The sequence below is a fragment of the Blastococcus sp. PRF04-17 genome (assembly GCF_023016265.1).
Classification (GTDB): domain Bacteria; phylum Actinomycetota; class Actinomycetes; order Mycobacteriales; family Geodermatophilaceae; genus Blastococcus_B.
In genome coordinates this window covers 3,462,852-3,484,679 of sequence record NZ_CP095412.1, presented here as the reverse complement: position 1 = coordinate 3,484,679, position 21,828 = coordinate 3,462,852, and the positions used below count along the sequence as shown (strand labels likewise).

Sequence of the window (21,828 nt, the reverse complement as noted above, 5' to 3'; positions counted from 1 at the left end):
GGCGGCGAACTGCTCGGACGCGGTGTCCAGCGCGGTGCGGAACGCGGTCACAGGAGGGCCTCCGGGATGTCGAGGACGCGGCCGCGCAGCCACTCGCCGAGCGCCTTGGCCTGCGGGTCGAACCGCGTGCTGGCCGCGACGCCGCGGCCGAGCAGCCCGTCGATCACCACGTTCACCGCCCGCAGGTTCGGCAGCGGGTGGACGGTGACCGGCAGGTCGGCCGCCTCGGGCAGCAGGGCGCGGACCTCGTCGGGCGTCAGGACGTCGGCCAGCCACGCGCCGCCGGCGTCGGTGCGCGCCCACAGCCCGATGTTCGCCGTCCCACCCTTGTCGCCGCTGCGCGCCCGGGCCACCGCCCCCAGCGGCGCCCGCCGCGTCGGTCCGCCAGGGGCCGAAACCGCGGTTTCGGCCCCTGGGACGGGCTCGAGGGGGAGGTGACCGCGGGCGAGGGGACGTCGACGCGCGTCCCGTCCGGCAGGACGGCGACGTGCGGGACGGCGTCCTGCGGCACGAAGGCCGCGGTGTAGACCCCGAACGGGGAGCCGCTGCCGGGCGGCGCGGTGAGGTGGAAGCCGGGGTAGCTCGCCAGCGCGAGCTCGACGGCGGCGCCACTGAACGCGCGGCCGACGACGTCCGGTGATGGGTCGAGCGCCTGGCAGCGCAGCAGCACGCTGGCCGATGCCTCCGTGTCGGCGTCCGGGTCCTCGGCGCCGAGGGTGGACCAGACGAGCTCCTGTGGGCGGGCCGGCAGCGCGGCCTCGAACTGGGCGCGCACGAAGGCGGCCTTCGCGTCGATCCGGTCGCCGGTCAGCACGAAGGTGACCTCGTTGCGGTGCCCGCCGAGGGAGTTGAGGCACACCTTGACCTCCGGCGGCGGCGGTTCGCCCCGGACGCCGGAGATGCGCACCCGGTCGGGGCCGTCGCCGGCGAGCTCGATCGTGTCGAAGCGGGCCACCACGTCCGGGCCGGCGTAGCGCGGACCACCCACCTCGTAGAGGAGCTGCGCGGTGACCGTGTCGAGGTCGACCACGCCTCCGGAGCCGGGATGCTTGGTGATCACGGCGGAGCCGTCGGCCGCCAGCTCCGCCACGGGGAAGCCGGGGTGCAGCAGCTGCTCGAGGGGGTACTCGTCGAAGCTGGACAGGTTGCCGCCCGTCGCCTGGGCGCCGCACTCGAGGACGTGGCCGGCGACCACCGCGCCGGCCAGCGCGTCGAGGTCCGCCCGGGTCCAGCCGAAGCGGGCGATGCCCGGGCCGACGACCAGGGAGGCGTCGGTGACCCGGCCGGTGACGACGACGTCGGCGCCGGCCCGCAGGCACTCGGCGATGCCGAACGCGCCGAGGTAGGCGTTCGCGGTGAGCGGCCGGCCCAGGCCCAGTTCCTCGGCCCGCGGCAGCAGGTCGTCCCCCTCGACCGACGCGACGGCGGCGGAGATGCCGAGCCGGTCGGCCTGCTCGCGCAGCGCCGTCGCCAGCCCGGCCGGGTTCAGCCCGCCCGCGTTGACCACGGTCCGCACGCCGCGGTCGACGGCCAGCCCGAGACACTCCTCCATCTGGGCCAGGAAGGTGCGGGCGTAGCCGCGGGACGGGTCCTTCATCCGGTCGCGGCCCAGGATCAGCAGGGTCAGCTCGGCGAGGTAGTCCCCGGTGAGGACGTCGAGCGGCCCGCCCTCGAGCATCTCCCGCACCGCCGCGCGCCGGTCGCCGTAGAAGCCGGAGGCATTGCCGATCCGCAGCGGCTCGCTCACGCACCCTCCCGCGGCTCGCGCTCGGCGCCGGGTGGCCCGGCGAACGCCTGCGCGAGGTCCAGCCACCGGTCGGCCTCGGCGCCGGTGGCCGCCAGCGCGAGGTCGGCACGGTGGCGACGCCGGGTCACCCGCAGGCAGAAGTCCAGCGCCGGGCCGGTGACCCGCTGGGCGGCGTCCTCCGGGCCCCAGGACCAGACGTCGCCGCCGGGGGACGTCAGCTCGACCCGGAACGGCTCGGCCGGCGGCGTCTGCCCGCGCTGCAGGAAGGCGAAGTCCCGCGTGCGGACGCCGAGGTGGGCCACGTGCCGCAGCCGGTCGGACGCCGTGGGCGGCAGTCCGAGCGCGTCGGTGACGTCGATGCCGTGCGCCCACGTCTCCATCAGCCGCGCCGTCGCCATGGACGACGCCTTCATCGGCGGGCCGAACCAGGGGATGCGCTCGTCGTCCCTGACCGCGGCGAGGGCCTCGGACACCGCGGTCCGGCCGGTCCGCCATCGGTGCAGCAGTCCCGCCGGCTCGGTGGCCGCGCCCGCCCTGGCCTCGTCGTCCACGATCGTGTCCACCCGGTCCGCGAACGCGGCCACGGCCGCGGCGAAACCGTCGGGATCGGTGAGGGCCCGCAGCGTCTGCCGGTCGGTCCACTCCAGGTGCGAGATCGAGTCGGCGACGGTCCAGCCCTCCGCCGGTGTCGGCGTTCGCCAGGCGGTGTCCTCCAGATGCGCGACGACGGCGTCGAGCGCGTCGCCCTCCGCGGCCAGATCGGCGAGCACCGCTGCCCGGTCCGCCACGCCCACCTCCGCTCGGAACCGGCGACGCTGCCGGGTTCCGGGAGTGAACCTAGGTCGAGGCACTCCGCCTGGCCAGCACCGGCCCCCGTCGGGCAGGGTGCCGGGCGTGCTCCTCGACGCCGCGCTCCTCTCGACCGGGATCGACGACATCCCCGCCACCGCCCGGGACCTGGAGGCACGGGGCTACACCGGCGTGTGGGCGTCGGAGGTCGACCACGACCCCTTCCTGCCGCTGCTCATGGCCGCGCAGGCCACCGACCGGCTGCAGATCGGCACCGCGATCGCCGTGGCCTTCGCCCGCTCGCCCATGACCCTCGCGACGACCGCCTACGACCTGCAGCGGTACTCACGGGGCCGCTTCGTCCTGGGCCTCGGCACCCAGGTCAAGGCCCACGTGGAGCGCCGGTTCTCCATGCCGTGGAGCGCCCCCGTCGCCCGCATGCGGGAGTTCGTGGGCGCGCTGCGGGCGATCTGGGCGTCCTGGCAGGACGGCACGCCGCTGCGTTTCCAGAGCGAGCACTACCGGCACACGCTGATGACGCCGATGTTCGCGCCCGACGCCCACGAGTGGGGCCCTCCGCCGGTGTACCTGGCCGCCGTGGGGCCGGCCATGACCCGGTTGGCCGGCGAGGTCGGCGACGGGCTGCTCGTGCACGGCTTCACCACCGAGCGGTACCTGCGCGAGCGGACGCTCCCGGCACTGGAGGAGGGCCTGGCCGCCGCCGGACGGTCGCTCGACCAGGTCGCCGTCACGCTGCCGGGACTGGTCGTGTCCGGCCGCACCGACGCGGAACGCGCCGAGGCGGCCTCGGCGGTGAAGGCGACGATCGCCTTCTACGGCAGCACCCCGGCCTACCGGCCGGTGCTCGAGCTGCACGGCTGGGAGTCCCTCGCCGACGAGCTGCACGCCCTGTCGGTCGGCCGCCGGCCCGACAAGTGGACGGCGATGCGCGACCTGGTCGCCGACGAGGTGCTGGCCACGTTCGCCGTCGTGGCGGAGCCCGAGGAGCTCGCCGCGCAGGTGCGGGCCCGCTACGGGGGACTGGTCGACCGGTTCAGCGTCTACGCCTCCTACCCGGCGCCGCTGGACCGCTGGGACCCCCTGGTGCGCGCGCTCCGCTGAGTCCGGCGGGTGAGGGAACTCTCAGTCTCCGTAACGAGGATCACGCGATCGGGGCTGTTTTCGCCGCGGAGGGCGAGGGCAGGCTGGTCGGCATGGCGAACACGCAGCACGAGGTAGGCGTCTCAGGCGACGCGGAGGCCGCGCAGACCGAGGAGTCGCGCACCCAGCAGGCGACCGCCGCCACCATGGCGCGGCTGCTCGCCAACCCGCGCCGCACCCGCCGCGACTAGCCCCCGTCGCCGGGGCCCGCACCGAGCCTCCGAGGTAGGAGGAACCGGGCCGTTCATGACGCTCCGCTGTCACACGGGCATCAGGTCCCCCCGCCGCCCCGCATAACCCGGACGCCTCTAGTCACACAGCGCAACCATCTTCGGCGTGCCGCGAACTGCTCCGTCACGCCGGTGGTGCACCATCGCTGACGTGACCGCCGCCCTCAAGCTCGACGCCGCCGACACCACGGCCCCCGTTCGACGCTCGCGCGCCGAGCGCCAGGCCATCGTGCTCGACACCGCCGAACGGCTCTTCGCCGGACGGAGCTCCCGCAGCGTGGGCATGGACGAGCTGGTCCGCGAGACCGGCCTGGGCAAGATGACGGTCTACCGGCTCTTCAAGAGCAAGGACGACCTGGTCGGCGCCTACCTCGCGCGCAAGGCCGCCACGGTGCTCGCCTTCGTCGACGCCGAGCTGGTGCGGCTGGAAGGCGACCCGCGGGCCGCACTCCTGTCCGTCGTGGACGCCGTCGAGCGCGACGTCACGCGCACCGGCTTCCGCGGCTGCCCGTTCAACAACGTCAGCAGCGAGTACGACGACCCGCAGCACCCGGCCCGCAGCGCCGCCGCCGACTACAAGTTCGAGCTCTACAGCCGGCTCGAGCGCCTGTCGGAGCAGATCGCACCCGGCCGCGGCGAGGATCTCGCCGCGCAGCTCCACCTGATCATCGACGGCATGTACCTGTCCGGCGGGCTGCTCGGACCCGACGGTCCGGCGTCCCACGGCCGTCAGCTGGCCGAGCGGCTGATCGGCATCGCGACCGGCGAGGCCTGAGCGGGCAGGTCGCTGGCCCGGCCCGCACGATGGGCGGGTGACGACCGATCGCTCCCGCCCCGACCTCGACGACACCACGGTCGAGGGGCTCGGCAAGCTGTCCGAGGCCCTCGAGACCGTCGACCAGGCCCGTGGCTTCCTCTACGCGTTCCACCAGCTGACCGGCAAGGCCGACCGCCAGCTCCAGGAGGCGGTGGAGCTCCTGCGGAAGGCCGGCCACGGCGCGCTCGCCGACGACCTGGACCGCGATCTCGTCGGGCGCAACGTCATCGCCGATCGCTGGACCTTCCAGATCGTCGAGGACTTCGACGACAACTACTGGAGCGCCTTCCGCTCGTTCGACCGGCGCGCGCGCGACGAACTCTCGGGGGCGACCGGCACGTGTTCGAGGCGCGGATGAAGCAGCGCGAGCGGACCGCCGGGCACCCTCGTCACGAGCCCGGCCCGGCCCTCGACGCCTGACTGCGGCCACGATCAGGGTCCCTGATCATGCGGCGTCCTCCCTCATGGTGGGCGGTGAGGGAGGACGCTGGGCGATCAGGTTCCCTGATCATGGCCAGGCCGGCCGACGGAGTGGCTGCGCGCCCGCCGCCGGGCGACGATGACCGCATGACGATGCCGACACCGGACGACGACGAGCGCGACGCCCACCCCCTCGGCACCGAGACGGCGCCGGTCGGGGACAAGCAGTCCCAGGGCGGCGAGGACGGACCGGCCAGCGGCGTGGCCGGTCCCAGCTATCCACCGGCGGGGACCGAGCCCGACGCGCACTGACCTGCTGCGGAGGAGGCCCGGCGCCGCCACACTCAGGGATGTGAGCACTCCCGATCCACGCCCCGCCGGCACCCCCGGCTCGACCCCGAATCCCGGCTCCCTCGGCCGCGACCGACCGAGCCCGCCGCCGGCCACCGCCACGGGCCCGGCCACCTCTCCGCCCACGACCCGGCCTGCCGAGACCACCGGCTCCGGGCGCTCGCCCGGCCGGACCATCGGCCGGGGGCTGGCCGCGGCGCTGCTGGTGTTCGTGACGGTGGTGCTCGTCCTCTTCGTCATGTTCAACACCCAGACGGTGGACATCAGCCTGGTCTTCACCGACGTCCGCGCACCCCTCGTCGTCGCCCTGCTCATCGCCGCCGCCCTGGGTGGGCTGATCGTCGGGCTCCTCGACGCCGTCATGGCGGTCCGGCGGCGCAGGAACCGCTGAGCAGGCGCTCGGAACCGGAACGAGATCACCCCGTCCGGGCGTGTCACCGCGCGCTGCCTTGCTCGTTGCTACTGGTGGGTAATACCGTTGTTACTGGCGAGTAGATAACCGCCGCCCACCGGCACGGAGCACGGGAGCGCCACCAGATGAGCCACTACACCGCCAACCTCCGGGACCTCGAGTTCAACCTCTTCGAGTTCCTCGACACCAAGGACAAGTTCGGCACCGGCCCCTTCGAGCAGATGGACGCCGAGACCGCCCGCGGTGTGCTGGCCGAGATCCGTCGCCTCGCCGAGGGCCCACTGGCCGAGTCGTTCGAGGACGCCGACCGCAATCCGCCGGTGTTCGACCCGGCCACGAACTCGGTGACGCTGCCCGAGTCCTTCAAGAAGTCCGTGCGCGCGCTGGAGGCCGGCGAGTGGTACCGGCTCGACCTCCCCGAGCACCTCGGTGGCTTCGGCGCTCCGCACGCCCTGACCTGGGGCGCCTTCGAGATGGTGCTGGGCGCGAACCCCGCCGTCTTCATGTACGGCTCGTGGGCCGCGTTCGCCGCCGTCCTGCACGAGCTGGGCACCGACGACCAGAAGCGCCTGGCCGAGCTCATGCTCGAGCACAAGTGGGGCGCCACCATGGTGCTCACCGAGCCCGACGCCGGCTCCGACGTCGGCGCCGGCCGCACCAAGGCCGTGCAGCAGGCGGATGGCTCCTGGCACATCGAGGGCGTGAAGCGGTTCATCACGTCGGCCGAGCACGACCTGAGCGACAACATCATCCACCTCGTCCTGGCCCGCCCGGAGGGCGCGAAGGCCGGCACCAAGGGCCTGTCGCTGTTCGTCGTCCCCAAGTTCCACGTCGACCTCGCGACCGGCGCGCTGGGCGAGCGCAACGGCGTCTTCGTCACCAACGTCGAGAAGAAGATGGGCCTCAAGGTCTCCACGACCTGCGAGCTCACCTTCGGCGACGGCCCGGTGCCGGCGAAGGGCTGGCTGGTCGGCGAGGTGCACGACGGCATCGCGCAGATGTTCAAGGTCATCGAGCACGCCCGCATGTTCGTGGGCACCAAGGCCATCGCGACCCTGTCGGCCGGCTACCAGGTCGCACTGGACTACGCGAAGAGCCGCGTCCAGGGCGCCGACCTGACCGCGACGAGCAAGGACGCCCCGCGGGTCACCATCACCCACCACCCCGACGTCCGCCGCTCGCTGATGACGCAGAAGGCGTACGCCGAGGGCATGCGCGCCCTCTACCTGTACGCGGCGAGCTTCCGCGACCAGGTCGTCGAGGCCGAGGCCGCCGGCACGGCCGACAGCGAGGAGGCCAGGCTCGCCGAGCGGGTCAACGACCTGCTGCTGCCGATCGTCAAGGGATTCGGCTCCGAGCGCGCCACCCAGCTGCTGACCGCCGAGTCGCTGCAGACCCTCGGCGGGTCGGGCTACCTGCAGGACTACCCGATCGAGCAGTACATCCGCGACTCCAAGATCGACACCCTCTACGAGGGCACGACCGCGATCCAGGGCCAGGACTTCTTCTTCCGGAAGATCGTCAAGGACGGCGGTGTCGCGCTGACCTGGCTCGCCACGCAGATCCAGGCCACGATCGACGCCGAGGTCGGCAACGGCCGGCTCAAGGAGGAGCGGGCGCTGCTGGCCACGGCACTGCAGGACGTGCAGGGCATGCTCACCGCGATGTTCGCCGACCTGACCGCCGCCCAGGAGGACATGGCGAACCTGTACAAGGTGGGCCAGAACACCTCCCGGCTGCTGCTGGCCACCGGTGATCTGATCACCGCATGGCTGCTGATCCGCCAGTCGGAGGTCGCCCTGGCAGCGCTCGGCAGCGAGGTCGGCGGGAATGACCGGTCCTTCTACGAGGGCAAGCTCGCCGCGACCCGTTTCTTCTGCACGCAGATCCTGCCGCGGCTGACCGCCGAGCGCCTGATCGCCGAGAACACCGACAACGCGCTGATGGAGATCGACGAGGCGGCGTTCTGAGCCCCGGACGGCCCGTCGACGGCCGCCGTCCCGACGAGGGACGGCGGCCGTCCGCCGTTTCCGCCGGTCCGGGGCGGGCATGAGCGGGTTCATGACCGACCCGGCAGGCAGCGACCGGCTGCAGCAGGACATCCCCACGTCGTCCGGCACGGGCGACAACAGCTCCACCGGCACGGGCTTCGACGACGTGCCGCTGACCCGTGAGGACGCCGTCGAGCGCGACGCCGCCCACGACGACGACCTGCCCGCGGGCGCCGACAGCGACGTGGCCCGCGCCCGGGGCGCCGGGGCGTCCGGCGAGGTCGACGGGCCCACCCCCCGATCCGGAGGACCAGAGGCATGAGCGAGTCCGACCCCACCGGCTACCGCGAGTCGCCGGACACGACCGACGGGCCCGTGGCCGACGACCAGACGGGTAACGGGGACGGCGGCGGGAGCGACGCCACGCTGACCACCGACGACGAGGCCCAGAAGGACGACGGCGTCGTCCGGCCGGGCAACGAGCCCGACTGACGGCCCCGTCCGGAGGCTCGCCGCGAGCCCGCGAGCGGTGAGAGGGACGGGGTCCTTCTGCTACGCCGTGAGCCCGCCGTCGACCACCAGCGTCGTGCCGGTGGTGAAGCTGCTCTGCGCCGAGGCGAGGTAGAGCACCGAGCGTGCGATCTCGTCGGCCCGCACCAGCCGGCCGAGCGGGACCCGGGCCAAGTCGGCGGACGGCTCCGGCGACCCCGGGTGCACGGTGTTGACCCGGATCCGCGGCCCGCCGCCTCCTTCGCGAGCGAGCGCATCAGCCCGACCTGCGCGTGCTCCACCGCCGCGGCCGCGCTCGCGCCGGCCTCGGCGCGCAGCCCGGACACGCCGGAGACGATCACCACGCTGCCGCCGTCCTCGAGCACGCGCAGGCCGTGCTTGCAGGCGAGGAACGTGCCGCGGACGTGGACGGCCAGGAAGCGGTCGAACTCCCCGGCATCGAGCGCGGTGACCGGCCCCGGAGCGGCAGGGGTGCCGGTGTCGACCACCACGACGTCGAGCCGCCCGTGCCGGTCGAGCACCGCGTCCGTCGCGGCGACGACGTCGCCCTCGCGGGAGGGATCCCCGACGACGCCGGCCACGTTCACGTCGTCGAGGGCCGACTCCGCCGCCTTGAGGGCGCGCGCCTCGCGGTCGGCCAGGACGACGCGGGCGCCCTCCTTGAGGAACAACCGCGCGGTAGCCAGCCCCAGGCTCCCCGCCCCGCCGACGATCAGGGCGACGCGCTCCTCCAGCAGGTTGCGGCGGTCGGGGCTCCGCACACGCATGGGTCACTCCGCGGGGTGGGAAGAGGTCGGACGACCGAGTCTCGCAGTTCCCTCCGGAGCGCCTCCTACCCTGGTCGGGTGCGTCCGGTCATCGCCCCCGTCCACCTGCCGGTGGAGGAGTGGACCGCACGGACGGCGGCGCACGAGGCGCGCATGGACCGGTGGATCGCCCCGCATCGGGAGCGCCGCCGCCGCGGCGAGAAGCACCCGGTGCTCGACTTCCTGTTCACCTACTACTCGCAGACGCCTGGCCGGCTGCGGCGCTGGCACCCGGGCCCGGGGGCGGTCCTCGACGGGCCGGCGCCGCACGCGCGGTGGCGCTGGTACCGGGCGGACGCCGACGGGGTCCGGCTGGACGTGGCCGCGTACGTGGCCGATCGCGGGGACACGCTGCGCTTCATCCGCCACCTGCTGGCCGCCACGGCGTCGCGTCCGGCATCCACCGGCTGCTTCGGGCTGCACGAGTGGGCGATGGTGTACCGCGACCGGCAGACCCGTCACGCGGTGCCGTTGCGGCTCGGCCCCGCCGGCACCGACGCCGTCGTCGAGGCACACACGATCCGCTGCACCCACTACGACGCGTTCCGGTTCTTCACCCCGGAGGCCGTCGGGCGCAACCGGCTGCAGCCCACGCGGGAGTCGCAGTCGGACCTGGAGCAGCCGGGCTGCCTGCACGCCGGCATGGACCTCTACAAGTGGGCCGGCAAGCTCGGCCCGGCCACCCCGGGCGAGTTGCTGACCGACTGCTTCGAACTGGCGATCGAGATCCGCGAGCTGGACATGCGCGCCTCGCCCTACGACCTGCGCGACCACGGCTACGAGCCGGTCGCCGTCGAGACGCCGGAGGGCAAGGCGGAGTACGCCGCCGCGCAGCGCGCCTTCGCCGAGCGCGGCGCCGTCCTGCGGCAGCGCCTGGTCGACGTCTGCGACGACATCGTCGCCCTACCGGACGACACCCCGGCCAGGTGCCGTCCCGGCTCGGGCGCAGCCCCGCCGTCCCTCCTCGGGGAGCCTCCGGCCCCTGTTCGTCGGGACCGCGCCGAGTACCTCGCCAAGTACCTTCTGTCGGGTGACTTCGACGCAGACCGGCCGCTGGGTGCGGCTCGACGGCACCACGAACACCCGCGACCTCGGCGGACTGCCCACGACCGACGGCGGGCGGACGGCGTCCGGTCGCATCCTGCGCAGCGACAACCTGCAGACCCTGAGCGAGGACGACGTCCGGCGGCTGGTCGACGAGCTCGGCGTGCGCGAGGTGATCGACCTGCGCACGACCGCCGAGATCCTGCTGGAGGGCCGCGGTCCGCTGCGCGAGGTCGCCGAGGTCACGCACCGGCACTTCACCCTGCTGCCCGAGCGGGGCCAGCACACCGACGTCTTCGCCGTCGAGGAGGCCGAGTACCTGCCCGACCTGCCCGAGGGCTGGGCGGAGACCCTGCTCCCGCGCCAGGTGGCCGAGCACGACCAGGGCGAGCCCCCGCGGTGCGCTCCTACCTGGGCTACCTCGGCCAGCGGGCGGTCAACGTGGTGGCCGCGCTGCGCGCCCTCACCGAGACCCCGGAGGGCGCCTCGGTGGTGCACTGCGCAGCGGGCAAGGACCGGACCGGCGTGGTGTGCGCCTTCGCGCTGGCGGTGGCCGGCGTCGGCCACGAGGAGATCGTCGCCGACTACGCGATGACCGCCGACGTCATCGAGGCGCTGGTCGCCAAGCTGGCGGCGTCCCCGACCTATGCCGAGGACATGGTCACCCGCGACGTCGCCAGCCACACACCGCGTGCCGCCACCATGGACCGGGTGCTCACGCTGCTCGACGAGCGGTACGGCGGCCCGACCGGGTGGCTGACGGCGCACGGCTTCGGAGCCGACGAGCAGGCGGCTCTGCGGTCCCGCCTCCGGGACTAGGAGCGCCGGGTCTTCTGCTGCTTGTCCCGGTACATCGCGGCGTCCGCCTCGCGGAGCAGCTGCTCCGCGCTGGCCGCCGAGCCGGGAGTGAGGACGGCGACGCCCACGCTGGTGCCCATCTCGACGTCCGTGCCGTCGAGCCGGAACGTCTCGTCGAAGCAGGCGGCGACCCGGTCGGCGAGCCGGCGGGCGTCCTCGGGGTCGGCGAGGCCGGGCAGGACGATGGCGAACTCGTCGCCGCTCAGCCGCCGACGGTGTCACCGGGTCGGACGACGCCGCCCAGCCGCGCCGCGACCTGACGCAGCAGTTCGTCGCCGGCCGCGTGGCCGAGCGTGTCGTTGACCTGCTTGAAGCGGTCGAGGTCGCAGAAGAGCACCGCCAGCTGGGCTCCGCGGGCAGCCGCGGGGATCGCCTCCGCCAGACGCTCGAGGAACAGCACCCGGTTGGGCAGCCCGGTGAGCGCGTCGTGCGTCGCCTGGTGGCTGACGGTCTCGAGCAGGCGGGCCTTCTGCAATGCCGTCGCGGCCTGGTCGCCCACGCCGCGCAGGCGGACGAGGACGTCACCGGCCAGGGAGGGCGGCGCCTCCCCGGTCTGCCAGCTCGCCGTCGCGACACCCAGGAACGTCGTCCCCGCCACGAGCGGAACCGCGACGGCGTCGGAGACGCCGGCCCCCTCCAGGAGGTGCCGCAGCGCCGGGCTGCTGGAGGCGCCGATGATGCGGGGCTCGCGGTCGGTCAGCATGCCGACCAGCTCCGGGGTGTCGTCGGGGTCCAGGGGCGACGCGAGCATGAACTCGTGCGCGCGCTGGGTGAGGCCGAACGACGACTGGCTCCGGAGCCGGCCGGCCGCGGGATCCCACAGCAGGATGCCGGCGCTCGTGCAGCCGACGATGCGCGGCAGCGACCTGGTCACGATGTCGGCGACGGCGTCGGCCTCCGTCGCTGCGGCGAGATCGTGCGCCAGCGACAGCAGGGCACTGGCCCGCTCGGCCTCCTGCCGTGCGCCACCGAGCGCGATGATGAGGTCGAGGGTGGCCGCGGCATGGCCCGCGTAGGCCGCGAGCATCGAGGCCTCCTCCCCCATCGCGCCGTTGCCGTCCGGGTAGATGGCGGCCAGGCGGCCGTGCTGGCGGCGCGCCGAGGCGACGTCCACCACGACGGCGTTCGGGCCCAGGTCACCGCCGGCGAGCAGCGTCGCGGCGAGCGCCCCGACCTCGGGCCCGGGCACGCCGGAGCTGTGCACCAGGGTCTTCCCGTCATCGGGGGCGCGGACGGCGAGGAGGTAGGACGGCGCGAGCACGGCCTCCGCGGCCCGGGTCACGATGCGCTCGAGCGCGGTGTCGATGTCCTCGCTGGCCGTGAGCTCGGTCGCCGTGGACTGGAGGATCCGCAGCTGTCCGCGCAGCGCGCGCAGCTCGGGGTCATCGGCCCTGTCCCGCCGCCGTCGCGGGAGCCGGGACCGGCGGTCCCAGCTGACGACGTAGACGCAGGCGGGATGGCCGTCGGACTCGCAGGCCTCGTGCTCGATGCGCCCCTCGGGCAGCCCGAAGATGGTCGGGACGACGCTGAACAGCCCCTGCGCGTAGATGCAGTCCAGCCTCGAGTGCCGATAGCCCTCGTGCAGCGTGTAGCGGATCGTCGCCGACGTGGCGCCCGCGTCGAGCACCTCCATGGTCGACGTCGTGCTGAACTTGGCCACCGCGCGAGGCAGCTTCCGGAAGACCTGCCGTGGCGAGCCCATCGCCCGGAGCAGGATGACCAGCGCGTGCGCCAGCCCGCTCTGCAGAGCCGATGCGCCGACCTTGTACATCAGCCGGGGGTCGGCGAGCACCTCCGTGGCGGCCTCGAACAGGCGGATGCGGGTGTCGTAGCTCCACCAGCGCGCCTGGTCCTCGAGCTCCTCGGCGGTGAACGGGACGGCGGCCCGCTCCAGCACCGCCGCGACGGCGTCGTTCCCCGCGGTGGCGCGGACGTACCGGAGCAGGCCTCCGGTCGTCGCCCCGGAGGTCTCGCGTGCCTCGCGAAGCAGACCGGTCATCGGGCACAGCCGGGCCACGGGGACGCCGACGCCCGGGCGATCCGCCGGTCGGCGGAGGGCCCGGATGCGTACGAGGTCCGGTGGTTGTGCACGAGAGCCGGATCGGCAGGAAACGGCCCGATCCTGAGCCCGGCCGACCCCTTGGGGTGAGAGGACTTGCGGATGTGACCCGGGCCCTCCCGATGGCCAGGCGCCCGGGGGCCGGCGCGCGTCCTGGGACCGGGATCCCCGGTGCGATGGAGGCCGGCGTCGGCGGCATGGTGGTCCGGGCCTCGCTGCCGATCAACCCGTTCTGATCGGTCGCGGCAGGGGGCACGCCGTCGTCCACTCGGTGCCCTCGGCCCGAAACAGGGGGCCCCGCACAGCAGACGACCCCGGCCTCCCTCGGAGGTCGGGGTCGTTCGCGTTCCGAGCGGCGCCTCACCCTGGAGGTGCCGCTCGCGCATCAGCGGAAGCTGGCGCCGTTGGCGAGCGTCAGGAGCTCGTCGCGCATGGCCGGGCTGCTCGTGCGCGCGAGGGCCTTGTCGAGCGCCCGCCGGGTACGCGCCGCCTGACGACGCTGCCGCCAGCTGGACGTCACGCTGCTCATCGTCACTGCCTCTTTTCCTCGAAGTTGGTACCGACACCCTTAAGAATGCAGGCGCCTGCAACCATATTCCGACGAATCATCGGCGGTGCTGGTCTTCGACCGCGTTTCCCTCACCCCGGAGGGTGAGAGTGGTCACGCCGCGAGGATCGCCCGCGCAGCCGCGCGCGCGGCCTGGGGGTCATCGGCGCCGAGGGCGGCCTCCGCTGCCCGCCGGCACTCGTCGACGCTGACCGTGGCCAGCCGGGCGCCGACCCCGGCGACCGCCGAGGCGGCGCAGGACAGGGACGTGATGCCGAGCCCGACCAGCACGCAGGCCAGCAACGGGTCGGCAGCCGCCTCCCCGCACACCCCGACCGGCTTGCCCTGGCGCGTCCCGGCGTCGGCGGTCATGCCCACCAGCTGGAGCAGGGCGGGCTGCCAGGGGTCGGTGAGGTCGGCGAGGTCCGCGGAGAGCCGGTCGGCCGCCAGCGTGTACTGGGAGAGGTCGTTGGTTCCGATCGACAGGAAGTCGACGTGCGCCAGCAGCCGGTCGGCGTGCAGAGCGGCCGACGGCACCTCGATCATCACGCCGGGCACGAGGCCCCGCGCCCGGACGGCGGCTGCGAAGGCTGCGGCCTCGGGCACGGTCGCCACCATGGGCGCCATCACCCAGGGCACCGAGGAGGTCCGGCGGGCGGCCTCGGCCACGGCATCGAGCTGCCGCTCGAGCAGCCCGGGGTCGCGCCGGGCCACCCGCAGCCCGCGGACGCCCAGAGCCGGGTTCGCCTCGTCCGGCGGCGTCGCGAAGGCGAGCGGCTTGTCCGACCCCGCGTCCAGGGTGCGAAGCACGACCTTGCGCCCGGCGAACGCCTCGAAGACCTCCGCGTAGCCGGCAGCCTGCTCCTCCACGGTGGGCTCCTGCGCGCGGCCCAGGAAGGCGAGCTCGGTGCGCAGCAGCCCTACGCCCTCGGCGTGCGCAGCGACGGCGGCACGGGCGCCGGCGCCGTCCTGGACGTTGGCGAGCACGGGGACGGCCGAACCGTCCCGCGTCAGGGCGGGTCCGGTGTAGCGGGCGAGCAGCTCCGCGGCCGCCCGCGCCGCCTCCACCCGGGAGCGGGCATCGCCGGGATCGGGCCCGACGGTGACCGTTCCCGCGTCGCCGTCGAGCAGCACCAGCTCACCCGCGCGGACGTCCTCCAGACCCTCCACCGCCACCACGCAGGGCAGACCCAGCTGCCGGGCGATGATCGCGGTGTGGCTGGTCGTGCCGCCCAGCCGTGTGGCCAGCCCGATGACGTGCGCCGGATCCAGCCCGGCGGTGTCCGCGGGGGCGAGGTCGTCGGCCAGCAGCACCGAGGGCACCTCGGGGGTCGGGATCCCCGGCTCCCCTTGGCCGGTCAGCTCGGCGACGATCCTGTCGCGGACGTCGCGCACGTCGGTGACCCGCTCGGCCATCAGCCCCCCGAGCGCCGTGAACATGTCCACGAACTGCTGCGCCGCGTCCACCACGGCCACCGCCGCCGGGGTGCCGGCGTCGATCCGCTGCTCCACGGCGCCCCAGAGGCCGCGGTCCCGGGCGAGACCGGCGGTCGTCGAGAGGACCTCGGCACTCACGCCGGTGGCGGCCGCCGCCCGCGCCGCCAGGCGGGTCGCGACGAGTTCCGCCGCCGCGCGGAAGAGCTCCTTCTCCGCTCCGCGGGCATCCTCCGCCAGCGCGGACTGCTCACTGGCGACGGGGAGGCGGACGCCCTCGGACGGGCGGATGACCGGACCGAGCACGGCTCCGGGCACCACGGGAGTTCCGGTCAGGACGAACGAGTCGCCGGCGGTGGGCGGCTGAGCCAGATCAGGGACGGGGGTCGGCATCAGGACCTCGCAGAGGGCGACGGGGTGGGGCGATTGACTGTCGTGACCAGCGTCACGAAAATGTGTTGACTTGTCAACCGATCCCACGTAAAACAACACATACGCAACGGCAAGCCCACGACAACGGGCAGGCGGTCACGCGATCCGACAGCAGGTACGAGGAGGCGGGCGTGCTCTACCCGGAAGAGCGCCAGCAGGCGATCGCCGCCCTGGTCGGCGAGCGCGGCCGCGTGGCGGTGACCGCCGTGGCCGAGCAGTTCGGCGTCACCACGGAGACGGTGCGCCGCGACCTCGCCGTGCTCGAGCGCGCAGGCATGTTGCGCCGCGTGCACGGTGGTGCGGTCCCTGCCGGCGCCCTGACTCTGGTCGAGCCGGGTCTCGGCGAACGACACAGCACCCGGAGCGAGGCCAAGCGAGCCATCGCGTCGGCCGCGCTCGACCTGCTCCCGGGATCGGACGGCAGCATCGCCCTCGACGGGGGCACCACGACCGCCGCACTGGCCGACCTCCTCCCCCCGGACCGCCGGCTCCTGGCGGTGACCTCGTCGGTGCCGATCGCCGCCCGGCTCGCGGTCGCCCAGGGCATCACCCTGCACGTGCTGGGCGGCCGGGTCCGCGGGGTGACGCAGTGCGCGGTCGGCGAGAGCACCGTCCGGGCGCTGGGCGACCTGCGCGTCGACGTCGCCTTCCTGGGCACCAACGGCATCAGCTCCCAGCACGGGTTCACCACGCCGGACGACGCCGAGGCGGCCGTCAAGCGCGCCATGGTCCGGGCGGGTCAGCGGGCCGTCGTCCTCGCGGACAGCAGCAAGCTCGACCGGGAGCACCTGGTCCGCTTCGCCTCCCCGGAGGACGTCGACGTCCTGGTCACCGACGACCAGGCCGACCCAGAGGTGGTCGCCGAGCTGGAGAAGGCCGGCATCGAGGTGGTGCTGGCATGACCGGCCGGGTGGTCACGCTGACCGCCAACCCCAGTCTCGACCGCACCCTCGACCTGCCGGGGCCGCTGGCCGAGGGCGCCATCGTGCGTCTGGCGGGCACCAGCACGGAGCCCGGTGGCAAGGGCGTCAACGTGGCGCGGGCGATCGCCGCCGCCGGAGGGGACGTCGTGTCGGTGCTCCCGGCGGCCGCCGGCGATCCGATCGTCACGGCGCTGCGCGCCCTCGGCCTCGAGCTGGCCACCGTGCCGGTGCAGTCCCCGGTCCGCACCAACTACACCCTGGTCGACCCGGCCGGCACGACCACCAAGCTCAACGAACCCGGGGCGGAGCTGACCGAGGCCACCCGGGCCGCGCTGACCGGCGTGCTCCACGGGCACGCCGCGGCCGCCCGGTGGGTGGCACTCTCCGGCTCGCTGCCGCCCGGCGCCCCCGTGGACTGGTATGCGCAGCTGGTGACGTCGCTGCGGGACACCGGCGCCCGGGTGGCCGTAGACACCAGCGAGGCACCCCTGCTCGCGCTGATGGCGGCCGGTCCCGCCGCGGCGCCGGACCTGCTGAAGCCGAACGCCGAGGAGCTCGCCCAGCTGGCCGGTGTCTCCGAGGACGACGTCCTCCGCGACCCCGAGGCGACGCTGGCGGCCGTGCGCACGGTGCACGACCGCGGCGTCGCTGAGGTGCTGCTCACCCTCGGCGCCGACGGGGCGCTCCTCTCGACCGCCGGCGGCGAGGTGTGGACCGCCCGGCCGCCCCGGATCACCGTCCGCAGCACCGTCGGTGCAGGCGACTGCAGCCTGGCCGGTTACCTGCTCGCCGACCTCGCCGGCGCACCGCCGGCCGAGCGGCTGCGCAACGCAGTCGCCTACGGAGCGGCCAGCGCGTCGCTCCCCGGATCAGCCGTTCCCACCCCGGCCCAGGTGAACGGTCCAGCAGTACGGGTCACCGCCGGGGCGCCCGGCAGTCCAGCGAACACCTCGCCCATCCCCCCGGCCACCGGCCGGGCCGTCCCCTGACCCGGAGAGGTCCATGACCGCACTGATCACCCCCGACCTGGTCGCGCTCGACGCCGACTTCGGTGCCGACAAGACCGCCGTCGTCCGCCGGCTGGCCGAACTCGTCGCCGGAGCGGGCCGGGCCACCGACGCCGCCGCCCTGGAGACCGACGTCCTCGCCCGCGAGGCGCAGGCCGCGACCGGGCTGCCCGGCGGCATCGCCATCCCGCACTGCCGGTCCGCCGCTGTCACCCAGGCGTCGCTGGCGTTCGCCCGCCTCTCGCCCAAGGTGGACTTCGGCGCGCCCGACGGACCGGCCGACCTCGCCTTCCTCATCGCCGCCCCGGCCCAGGGGGACGCCGACCACCTGACCCTGCTCACCGCGCTGGCGCGGGCGCTGGTCAGGCCGGAGTTCGTGGCGTCCCTGCGCGCGGCCACGTCGAAGGAGGAGATCGTCCGCCTGGTGGACGAGGTCGTCTCCCCTGCGCCTTCCACGCCAGCGGCGCAACCCACGGTGGCTGCGCCGGCTGCCGCCCGGAAGAGCGTGGTCGTGGTGAGCGCCTGCCCGACCGGCATCGCGCACACCTACATGGCCGCCGACAAGCTGGCCGCCGCCGGCCAGGCGGCCGGGGTCGACGTCCACGTGGAGACGCAGGGCTCGTCGGGCGCCACGCCGCTGGACCCGGCGGTCATCCGGTCGGCCGACGCGGTGATCTTCGCCGTCGACGTGGGTGTGCGGGACCAGGACCGCTTCGCCGGCAAGCCCGTCGTGCAGAGCGGCACCAAGCGGGCCATCAACGAGCCCGACGCGATGATCCGCGAGGCACTGGCCGCTGCCGACGACCCCGACGCCCGCCGGGTGAGCGGCACCGCCGGAGCCGCGTCGGCCGCGCCGTCGGGCGGGGGCGGCGCTCGCGGCGCCACCGAGGTCCGCCGGTGGCTGCTCACGGGCGTCAGCTACATGATCCCGTTCGTCGCCGCCGGGGGTCTGCTCATCGCCCTCGGGTTCCTGCTCGGCGGCTACCAGATCGTCAACAGCAACCCGGACGTCGACGGGCAGAGCTACGCCCTGAGCTGGGTGCTCAACAACTCGTTCTTCGACCTGCCGAGCGCGTCGGGCATCGAGGGGCTCAACGACGGCTTCCTCGGCTACCTCGGCGCCGTCTGCACCGTGCTCGGCCAGGCCGCCTTCGGCTTCCTCGTGCCGGCACTGGCCGGGTACATCGCCTTCGCGATCGCCGACCGGCCGGGCATCGTGCCCGGCTTCGTGGTCGGCGCGGTGTCGGTGACCGTGGGAGCCGGCTTCATCGGCGGGCTGATCGGCGGCATCATCGCGGGCTTCGTCGCGCTGTGGATCAGCCGCTGGAAGTTGCCGGCCGGCGTCCGGGGACTCCAGCCGGTCGTGATCATCCCGCTGCTGGCCACCCTGGTCTCCAGCGGCCTGATGGTCATCGTGCTCGGCCGGCCGCTGGCGGCGGCGCTGGAGGGGCTCGGGGACTGGCTCAACGGCCTGACCGGCACCGCGGCCATCCTGCTCGGGATCATCCTCGGCCTGATGATGTGCTTCGACCTCGGTGGCCCGATCAACAAGGCCGCCTACGTCTTCGCCACGACCGGTCTGACCGCCGCCATCACCGGAGACGGTGGTCGCCAGCAACTGGTCATCATGGCCACCGTCATGGCGGCCGGCATGGTGCCGCCGCTGGCGATGGCGCTGAGCACCGTCGTCCGCCCCAGGCTGTACACGCCGGCCGAGCGCGACAACGGCAAGGCCGCCTGGCTGCTGGGGCTCTCGTTCATCTCCGAGGGCGCCATCCCGTTCGCTGCCGCCGACCCCCTGCGGGTCATCCCGTCGATGATGCTCGGCGGCGCCACCACGGGGGCCATCGTGGCGGCGAGCGGCGTCGAGCTGCGCGCGCCGCACGGTGGGATCTTCGTGTTCTTCGCGATCACCGGTCTGCTCTGGTTCGTGCTGGCGCTCATCGCCGGCACCGTGGTGGGCGCCCTGGCGGTCACCGTCGCGAAGAGCTTCGGCCGCAGCGACGCCGAGGACGCGCCGGAGGACGCCGTCGACCTCGAGCACGCGCACGCCCCGACCCACGCCGCTCCGGCGAGCGCCACGAGCGCCTCAGCGGCAAGCTGACCCGAAGCGACTTTCCAGCAGCGAGGAAGAGGACAGATGCCCAGTCAGACCGTCACCGTCGGCTCCCGGGTCGGGCTGCACGCCCGTCCGGCGGCGCTGATCGCCGAGGCCGTCGGCAAGGCCGGCGTACCCGTCACCCTGGCCACGCCGGGAGGCGTGCCGATCGACGCCGGCTCACCGCTCATGATCATGACCCTGGGCGCCAAGCAGGGCGCCGAGGTCGTCGTCAGCAGCGAGGACCAGGCGGTGCTGGACCAGATCGCCGACCTCGTGGCGCAGGACCTCGACGCCGAGTAGGCCGGCAGACGCGCGACGGCGCCCGCCCCGAGAAGGGACGGGCGCCGTCGTCGTCACGCGGGTCTTGATCAGGTGACCTGATCGTGCAGCGTCCTCCCTCACGGCCCACCGCGAGGGAGGACACGTGGTGATCAGGTCACCTGATCATGGCGGGGCGCCGGCTACTGCTGGTCGGGGCGGGGGACGTCGCCCCGCCACGCGCCGGTCTCGGTGCCGCGGCTCTCGATGAACTCCTTGAACCGCTTGGCGTCGGCCTTGACCTGACGGTCGTCGAAGCCCAGTGCGGCACCGGCCTTCTCGACGAGCCCCTCGGGCTCCCAGTCGATCTGGATCATGACGCGGGTCTTCGTGTCGTCGAGCCGGTGGAACGTGACCACACCGGCGTGCTTGGCCTCGCCGCTGGTGCTGGCCCAGGCGATGCGCTCCTCGACGTGCTGCTCGGTGATCTCGGCGTCGAACTCCCGCTTGACGCCGTCGATGTTGGTGACCCAGTGGGTGTGCTTGTCGTCGAGCTGCGTGATCCGCTCGACGCCCCCCATGAACTGCGGGAAGGACTCGAACTGCGTCCACTGGTCGTAGGCGACCCTGATGGGCACGTCGACGTCGATGGACTCCTGCACGCTGGCCACGGCCTGCTCCTCTGTTCTGACGACGGTCGGTCGGGTGTCCGCCTACCCTCCTGCCGCGCATCCGACACGTAGAACGCGCTGGTCACCGCAGCGACGAGGCGAGGCTTCCCCTGATCGGGCGACCGTCCAGCAGCAGCATCTGGGCCAGGTGGTAGGCGTCGGGCTGGCCCGCCCACGTGTCGGTGGCGACCGCACCATCCGGGCTGAGCTCGTGGTGCCAGCTGCCGGTGGCGGCGTCGGCGAAGGCACGTTCGCCGTGGCTTCGCCAGCTCCGGGCCAGCTCGCGGTAGCGGGCCTCGCCGGTGACCTCGGCCAGCACGGCCGCTGCGGCGATCGCCTCGCAGAGCACCCAGTGCATGCGCGCGGCCACCACCGGGCGGTCGTCCCAGCCCAGCGTGTACGGGAAGCCGTCGTGACCGTCGGCCGCCCAGCCGCGGGTCGCCGCAGCGTCGAACAGTGCGACGGCGTCGTCCAGCAACCAGCCGGGTGGGTCCGGCAGCACGGCGCGCAGGTGGAGCGCGAGCCGCGCCCACTCGAACTGGTGCCCGGGTGTGATGCCGTACGGCCGGAAGGGATGCGCCGGCTGGTCGGCGTTGTACTCGGGAAGGGCCGCCCAGTCGGCGGTGAAGTGCTCGGGCAGCCGCCAGTCCCGCTCCCGCGCCCAGCCGTGCACGACCCGCTCGGTCGCGCGCAGCGCCTGTGCGCGGAGGTCCCAGGCGAGCGGTGGTGACTCGGCCTCCAGCGCGTCGGCGGCGGCGAGCATGGCCTCCACGCCGTGCATGTTCGCGTTGACGCCCCGGTAGTCCTCCAGCTGCGTCCACCCGCGGTCCCACTCCTCGACCGCCATGCCGTCGTCCTCGTCCCAGAACCGGGTCTCCCACACGGCGAGCGCCTCGCCGAGCAGCGCCCGGCCCCCCTCGATCCCCGCGGCGGTCGCCGTGGACCCGGCGAGCATCACGAAGGCGTGGACGTACGCCGTCTTGGCGTCGTCCGTGGCGCTCGCCCGCCATCCACCGTGCTCGGCGTCGTGCAGCGGGCCGTGGGCGAGCGCCACGACCCCGTGCCGGGCGAGGTCGTCGGCGCCCGGCCGGCCGAGCAGGTGCGCCAGGCCGAAGACGTGCGTCATGCGGGCGACGATCCAGGTCTCCACCGGGCGGTCGGCCAGCACGACGCCGTCGTCCCCCAGGTAGCCGAAGCCGCCCTCGGCCAGCAGGGAGCGTTCCGCGAAGTCGAGCAGCCGGTCGAGATCCGTCACGGACA

22 protein-coding genes and 3 pseudogenes are annotated in these 21,828 nt (G+C 73.9%); 16 read left to right on the top strand and 9 right to left on the bottom strand.

The features are described 5' to 3' along the window. Positions 1-47: 47 nt before the first annotated feature. From MVA48_RS24515 to MVA48_RS17580, 3 genes are read right to left on the bottom strand one after another with little or no spacing between them, the layout of a single operon-like run. Entirely contained in the window at positions 48-353 is a 306-nt protein-coding gene (locus tag MVA48_RS24515; RefSeq protein ID WP_441300190.1) for an AtuA-related protein, read from the bottom strand. After that, positions 257-1,747 carry an acyclic terpene utilization AtuA family protein gene (locus MVA48_RS17585; RefSeq protein WP_246982091.1) on the bottom strand — a complete coding sequence of 497 codons (1,491 nt, stop codon included), beginning with the start codon at positions 1,745-1,747 and terminating at the stop codon, positions 257-259. The genes MVA48_RS24515 and MVA48_RS17585 overlap by 97 nt, the downstream gene beginning before the upstream one ends. Next, positions 1,744-2,535, bottom strand: coding sequence for a TIGR03084 family metal-binding protein (locus MVA48_RS17580; protein ID WP_246982089.1), 792 nt, complete (start codon positions 2,533-2,535; stop codon positions 1,744-1,746). The genes MVA48_RS17585 and MVA48_RS17580 overlap by 4 nt, the downstream gene beginning before the upstream one ends. Positions 2,536-2,641: 106 nt before the next feature. Here MVA48_RS17580 and MVA48_RS17575 point away from each other — a divergent pair, with 106 nt between their 5' ends. From MVA48_RS17575 to MVA48_RS24305, 9 genes are all read left to right on the top strand, one after another. Continuing rightward, the gene (locus tag MVA48_RS17575; protein WP_246982086.1) at positions 2,642-3,658 is read left to right on the top strand and encodes a TIGR03617 family F420-dependent LLM class oxidoreductase; all 1,017 of its coding nucleotides are present in this window, start codon (positions 2,642-2,644) and stop codon (positions 3,656-3,658) included. Positions 3,659-3,750: 92 nt separating this feature from the next. Continuing rightward, complete coding sequence (locus tag MVA48_RS17570; RefSeq protein ID WP_246982084.1) at positions 3,751-3,888, top strand: hypothetical protein; 138 nt, start codon at positions 3,751-3,753, stop codon at positions 3,886-3,888. A gap of 190 nt (positions 3,889-4,078) precedes the next feature. Beyond that, positions 4,079-4,702, top strand: coding sequence for a TetR/AcrR family transcriptional regulator (locus tag MVA48_RS17565; RefSeq protein ID WP_246982082.1), 624 nt, complete (start codon positions 4,079-4,081; stop codon positions 4,700-4,702). 37 nt (positions 4,703-4,739) lie between these two features. After that, positions 4,740-5,102 carry a hypothetical protein gene (locus MVA48_RS17560; protein ID WP_246982080.1) on the top strand — a complete coding sequence of 121 codons (363 nt, stop codon included), beginning with the start codon at positions 4,740-4,742 and terminating at the stop codon, positions 5,100-5,102. A 209-nt stretch (positions 5,103-5,311) separates the two neighbouring features. Next, complete coding sequence (locus tag MVA48_RS17555; protein WP_246982077.1) at positions 5,312-5,476, top strand: hypothetical protein; 165 nt, start codon at positions 5,312-5,314, stop codon at positions 5,474-5,476. Between the two features lie 40 nt (positions 5,477-5,516). Continuing rightward, positions 5,517-5,906: a LapA family protein gene (locus MVA48_RS17550; protein WP_246982076.1), complete on the top strand. Its 390-nt coding sequence runs from the start codon at positions 5,517-5,519 to the stop codon at positions 5,904-5,906. A gap of 146 nt (positions 5,907-6,052) precedes the next feature. Continuing rightward, entirely contained in the window at positions 6,053-7,897 is a 1,845-nt protein-coding gene (locus MVA48_RS17545) for an acyl-CoA dehydrogenase (protein WP_246982075.1), read from the top strand. 91 nt (positions 7,898-7,988) lie between these two features. Continuing rightward, entirely contained in the window at positions 7,989-8,240 is a 252-nt protein-coding gene (locus MVA48_RS17540; RefSeq protein ID WP_246982073.1) for a hypothetical protein, read from the top strand. After that, entirely contained in the window at positions 8,237-8,410 is a 174-nt protein-coding gene (locus MVA48_RS24305) for a hypothetical protein (protein WP_246982071.1), read from the top strand. Before MVA48_RS17540 ends, MVA48_RS24305 begins: the two co-directional genes overlap by 4 nt. Positions 8,411-8,470: 60 nt before the next feature. On the opposite strand, the pseudogene MVA48_RS17530 reads toward MVA48_RS24305, so the two are convergent. Continuing rightward, positions 8,471-9,195: pseudogene (locus tag MVA48_RS17530) on the bottom strand (SDR family NAD(P)-dependent oxidoreductase). Positions 9,196-10,264: 1,069 nt separating this feature from the next. Here MVA48_RS17530 and MVA48_RS23600 point away from each other — a divergent pair. Further along, positions 10,265-10,495 (top strand): annotated as a pseudogene (locus tag MVA48_RS23600) (tyrosine-protein phosphatase); the annotation flags it as partial. Positions 10,496-10,677: 182 nt separating this feature from the next. Next, the gene (locus tag MVA48_RS23595) at positions 10,678-11,097 is read left to right on the top strand and encodes a tyrosine-protein phosphatase (RefSeq protein ID WP_256461089.1); all 420 of its coding nucleotides are present in this window, start codon (positions 10,678-10,680) and stop codon (positions 11,095-11,097) included. Here MVA48_RS23595 and MVA48_RS23800 read toward each other — a convergent pair. Then, a pseudogene (locus tag MVA48_RS23800) lies at positions 11,094-11,839 on the bottom strand (diguanylate cyclase domain-containing protein). The gene MVA48_RS23595 and the pseudogene MVA48_RS23800 overlap by 4 nt on opposite strands. A gap of 1,460 nt (positions 11,840-13,299) precedes the next feature. On the opposite strand from MVA48_RS23800, the gene MVA48_RS23590 reads away from it, so the two are divergent. After that, positions 13,300-13,431, top strand: coding sequence for a hypothetical protein (locus MVA48_RS23590; RefSeq protein WP_256461088.1), 132 nt, complete (start codon positions 13,300-13,302; stop codon positions 13,429-13,431). 149 nt (positions 13,432-13,580) lie between these two features. Here MVA48_RS23590 and MVA48_RS17515 read toward each other — a convergent pair whose 3' ends face one another. Both MVA48_RS17515 and MVA48_RS17510 read right to left on the bottom strand, forming a co-directional pair. Further along, entirely contained in the window at positions 13,581-13,724 is a 144-nt protein-coding gene (locus MVA48_RS17515) for a hypothetical protein (protein ID WP_246982067.1), read from the bottom strand. A 132-nt stretch (positions 13,725-13,856) separates the two neighbouring features. Next, on the bottom strand, positions 13,857-15,569 hold the full coding sequence (locus MVA48_RS17510; protein WP_246982065.1) for a putative PEP-binding protein: 1,713 nt from the start codon (positions 15,567-15,569) through the stop codon (positions 13,857-13,859). Positions 15,570-15,739: 170 nt separating this feature from the next. Here MVA48_RS17510 and MVA48_RS17505 point away from each other — a divergent pair, with 170 nt between their 5' ends. The 4 genes from MVA48_RS17505 to MVA48_RS17490 are packed head-to-tail and all read left to right on the top strand — an operon-like array spanning position 15,740 to position 19,939. Beyond that, positions 15,740-16,510, top strand: a complete 771-nt coding sequence (locus MVA48_RS17505; protein WP_246982063.1) for a DeoR/GlpR family DNA-binding transcription regulator — start codon at positions 15,740-15,742, stop codon at positions 16,508-16,510. Continuing rightward, positions 16,507-17,520, top strand: coding sequence for a 1-phosphofructokinase family hexose kinase (locus MVA48_RS17500; RefSeq protein ID WP_246982061.1), 1,014 nt, complete (start codon positions 16,507-16,509; stop codon positions 17,518-17,520). Before MVA48_RS17505 ends, MVA48_RS17500 begins: the two co-directional genes overlap by 4 nt. A gap of 13 nt (positions 17,521-17,533) precedes the next feature. After that, positions 17,534-19,642, top strand: coding sequence for a PTS fructose transporter subunit IIABC (locus MVA48_RS17495; RefSeq protein WP_246982059.1), 2,109 nt, complete (start codon positions 17,534-17,536; stop codon positions 19,640-19,642). A gap of 36 nt (positions 19,643-19,678) precedes the next feature. Then, positions 19,679-19,939, top strand: a complete 261-nt coding sequence (locus MVA48_RS17490) for an HPr family phosphocarrier protein (protein ID WP_246982057.1) — start codon at positions 19,679-19,681, stop codon at positions 19,937-19,939. 161 nt (positions 19,940-20,100) lie between these two features. Here the strand turns inward: MVA48_RS17490 and MVA48_RS17485 are convergent, their stop codons facing one another. Beyond that, the gene (locus MVA48_RS17485) at positions 20,101-20,568 is read right to left on the bottom strand and encodes an SRPBCC family protein (RefSeq protein WP_246982056.1); all 468 of its coding nucleotides are present in this window, start codon (positions 20,566-20,568) and stop codon (positions 20,101-20,103) included. An 82-nt stretch (positions 20,569-20,650) separates the two neighbouring features. Next, on the bottom strand, positions 20,651-21,823 hold the full coding sequence (locus MVA48_RS17480; protein WP_246982054.1) for an AGE family epimerase/isomerase: 1,173 nt from the start codon (positions 21,821-21,823) through the stop codon (positions 20,651-20,653). Positions 21,824-21,828 lie beyond the last annotated feature (5 nt).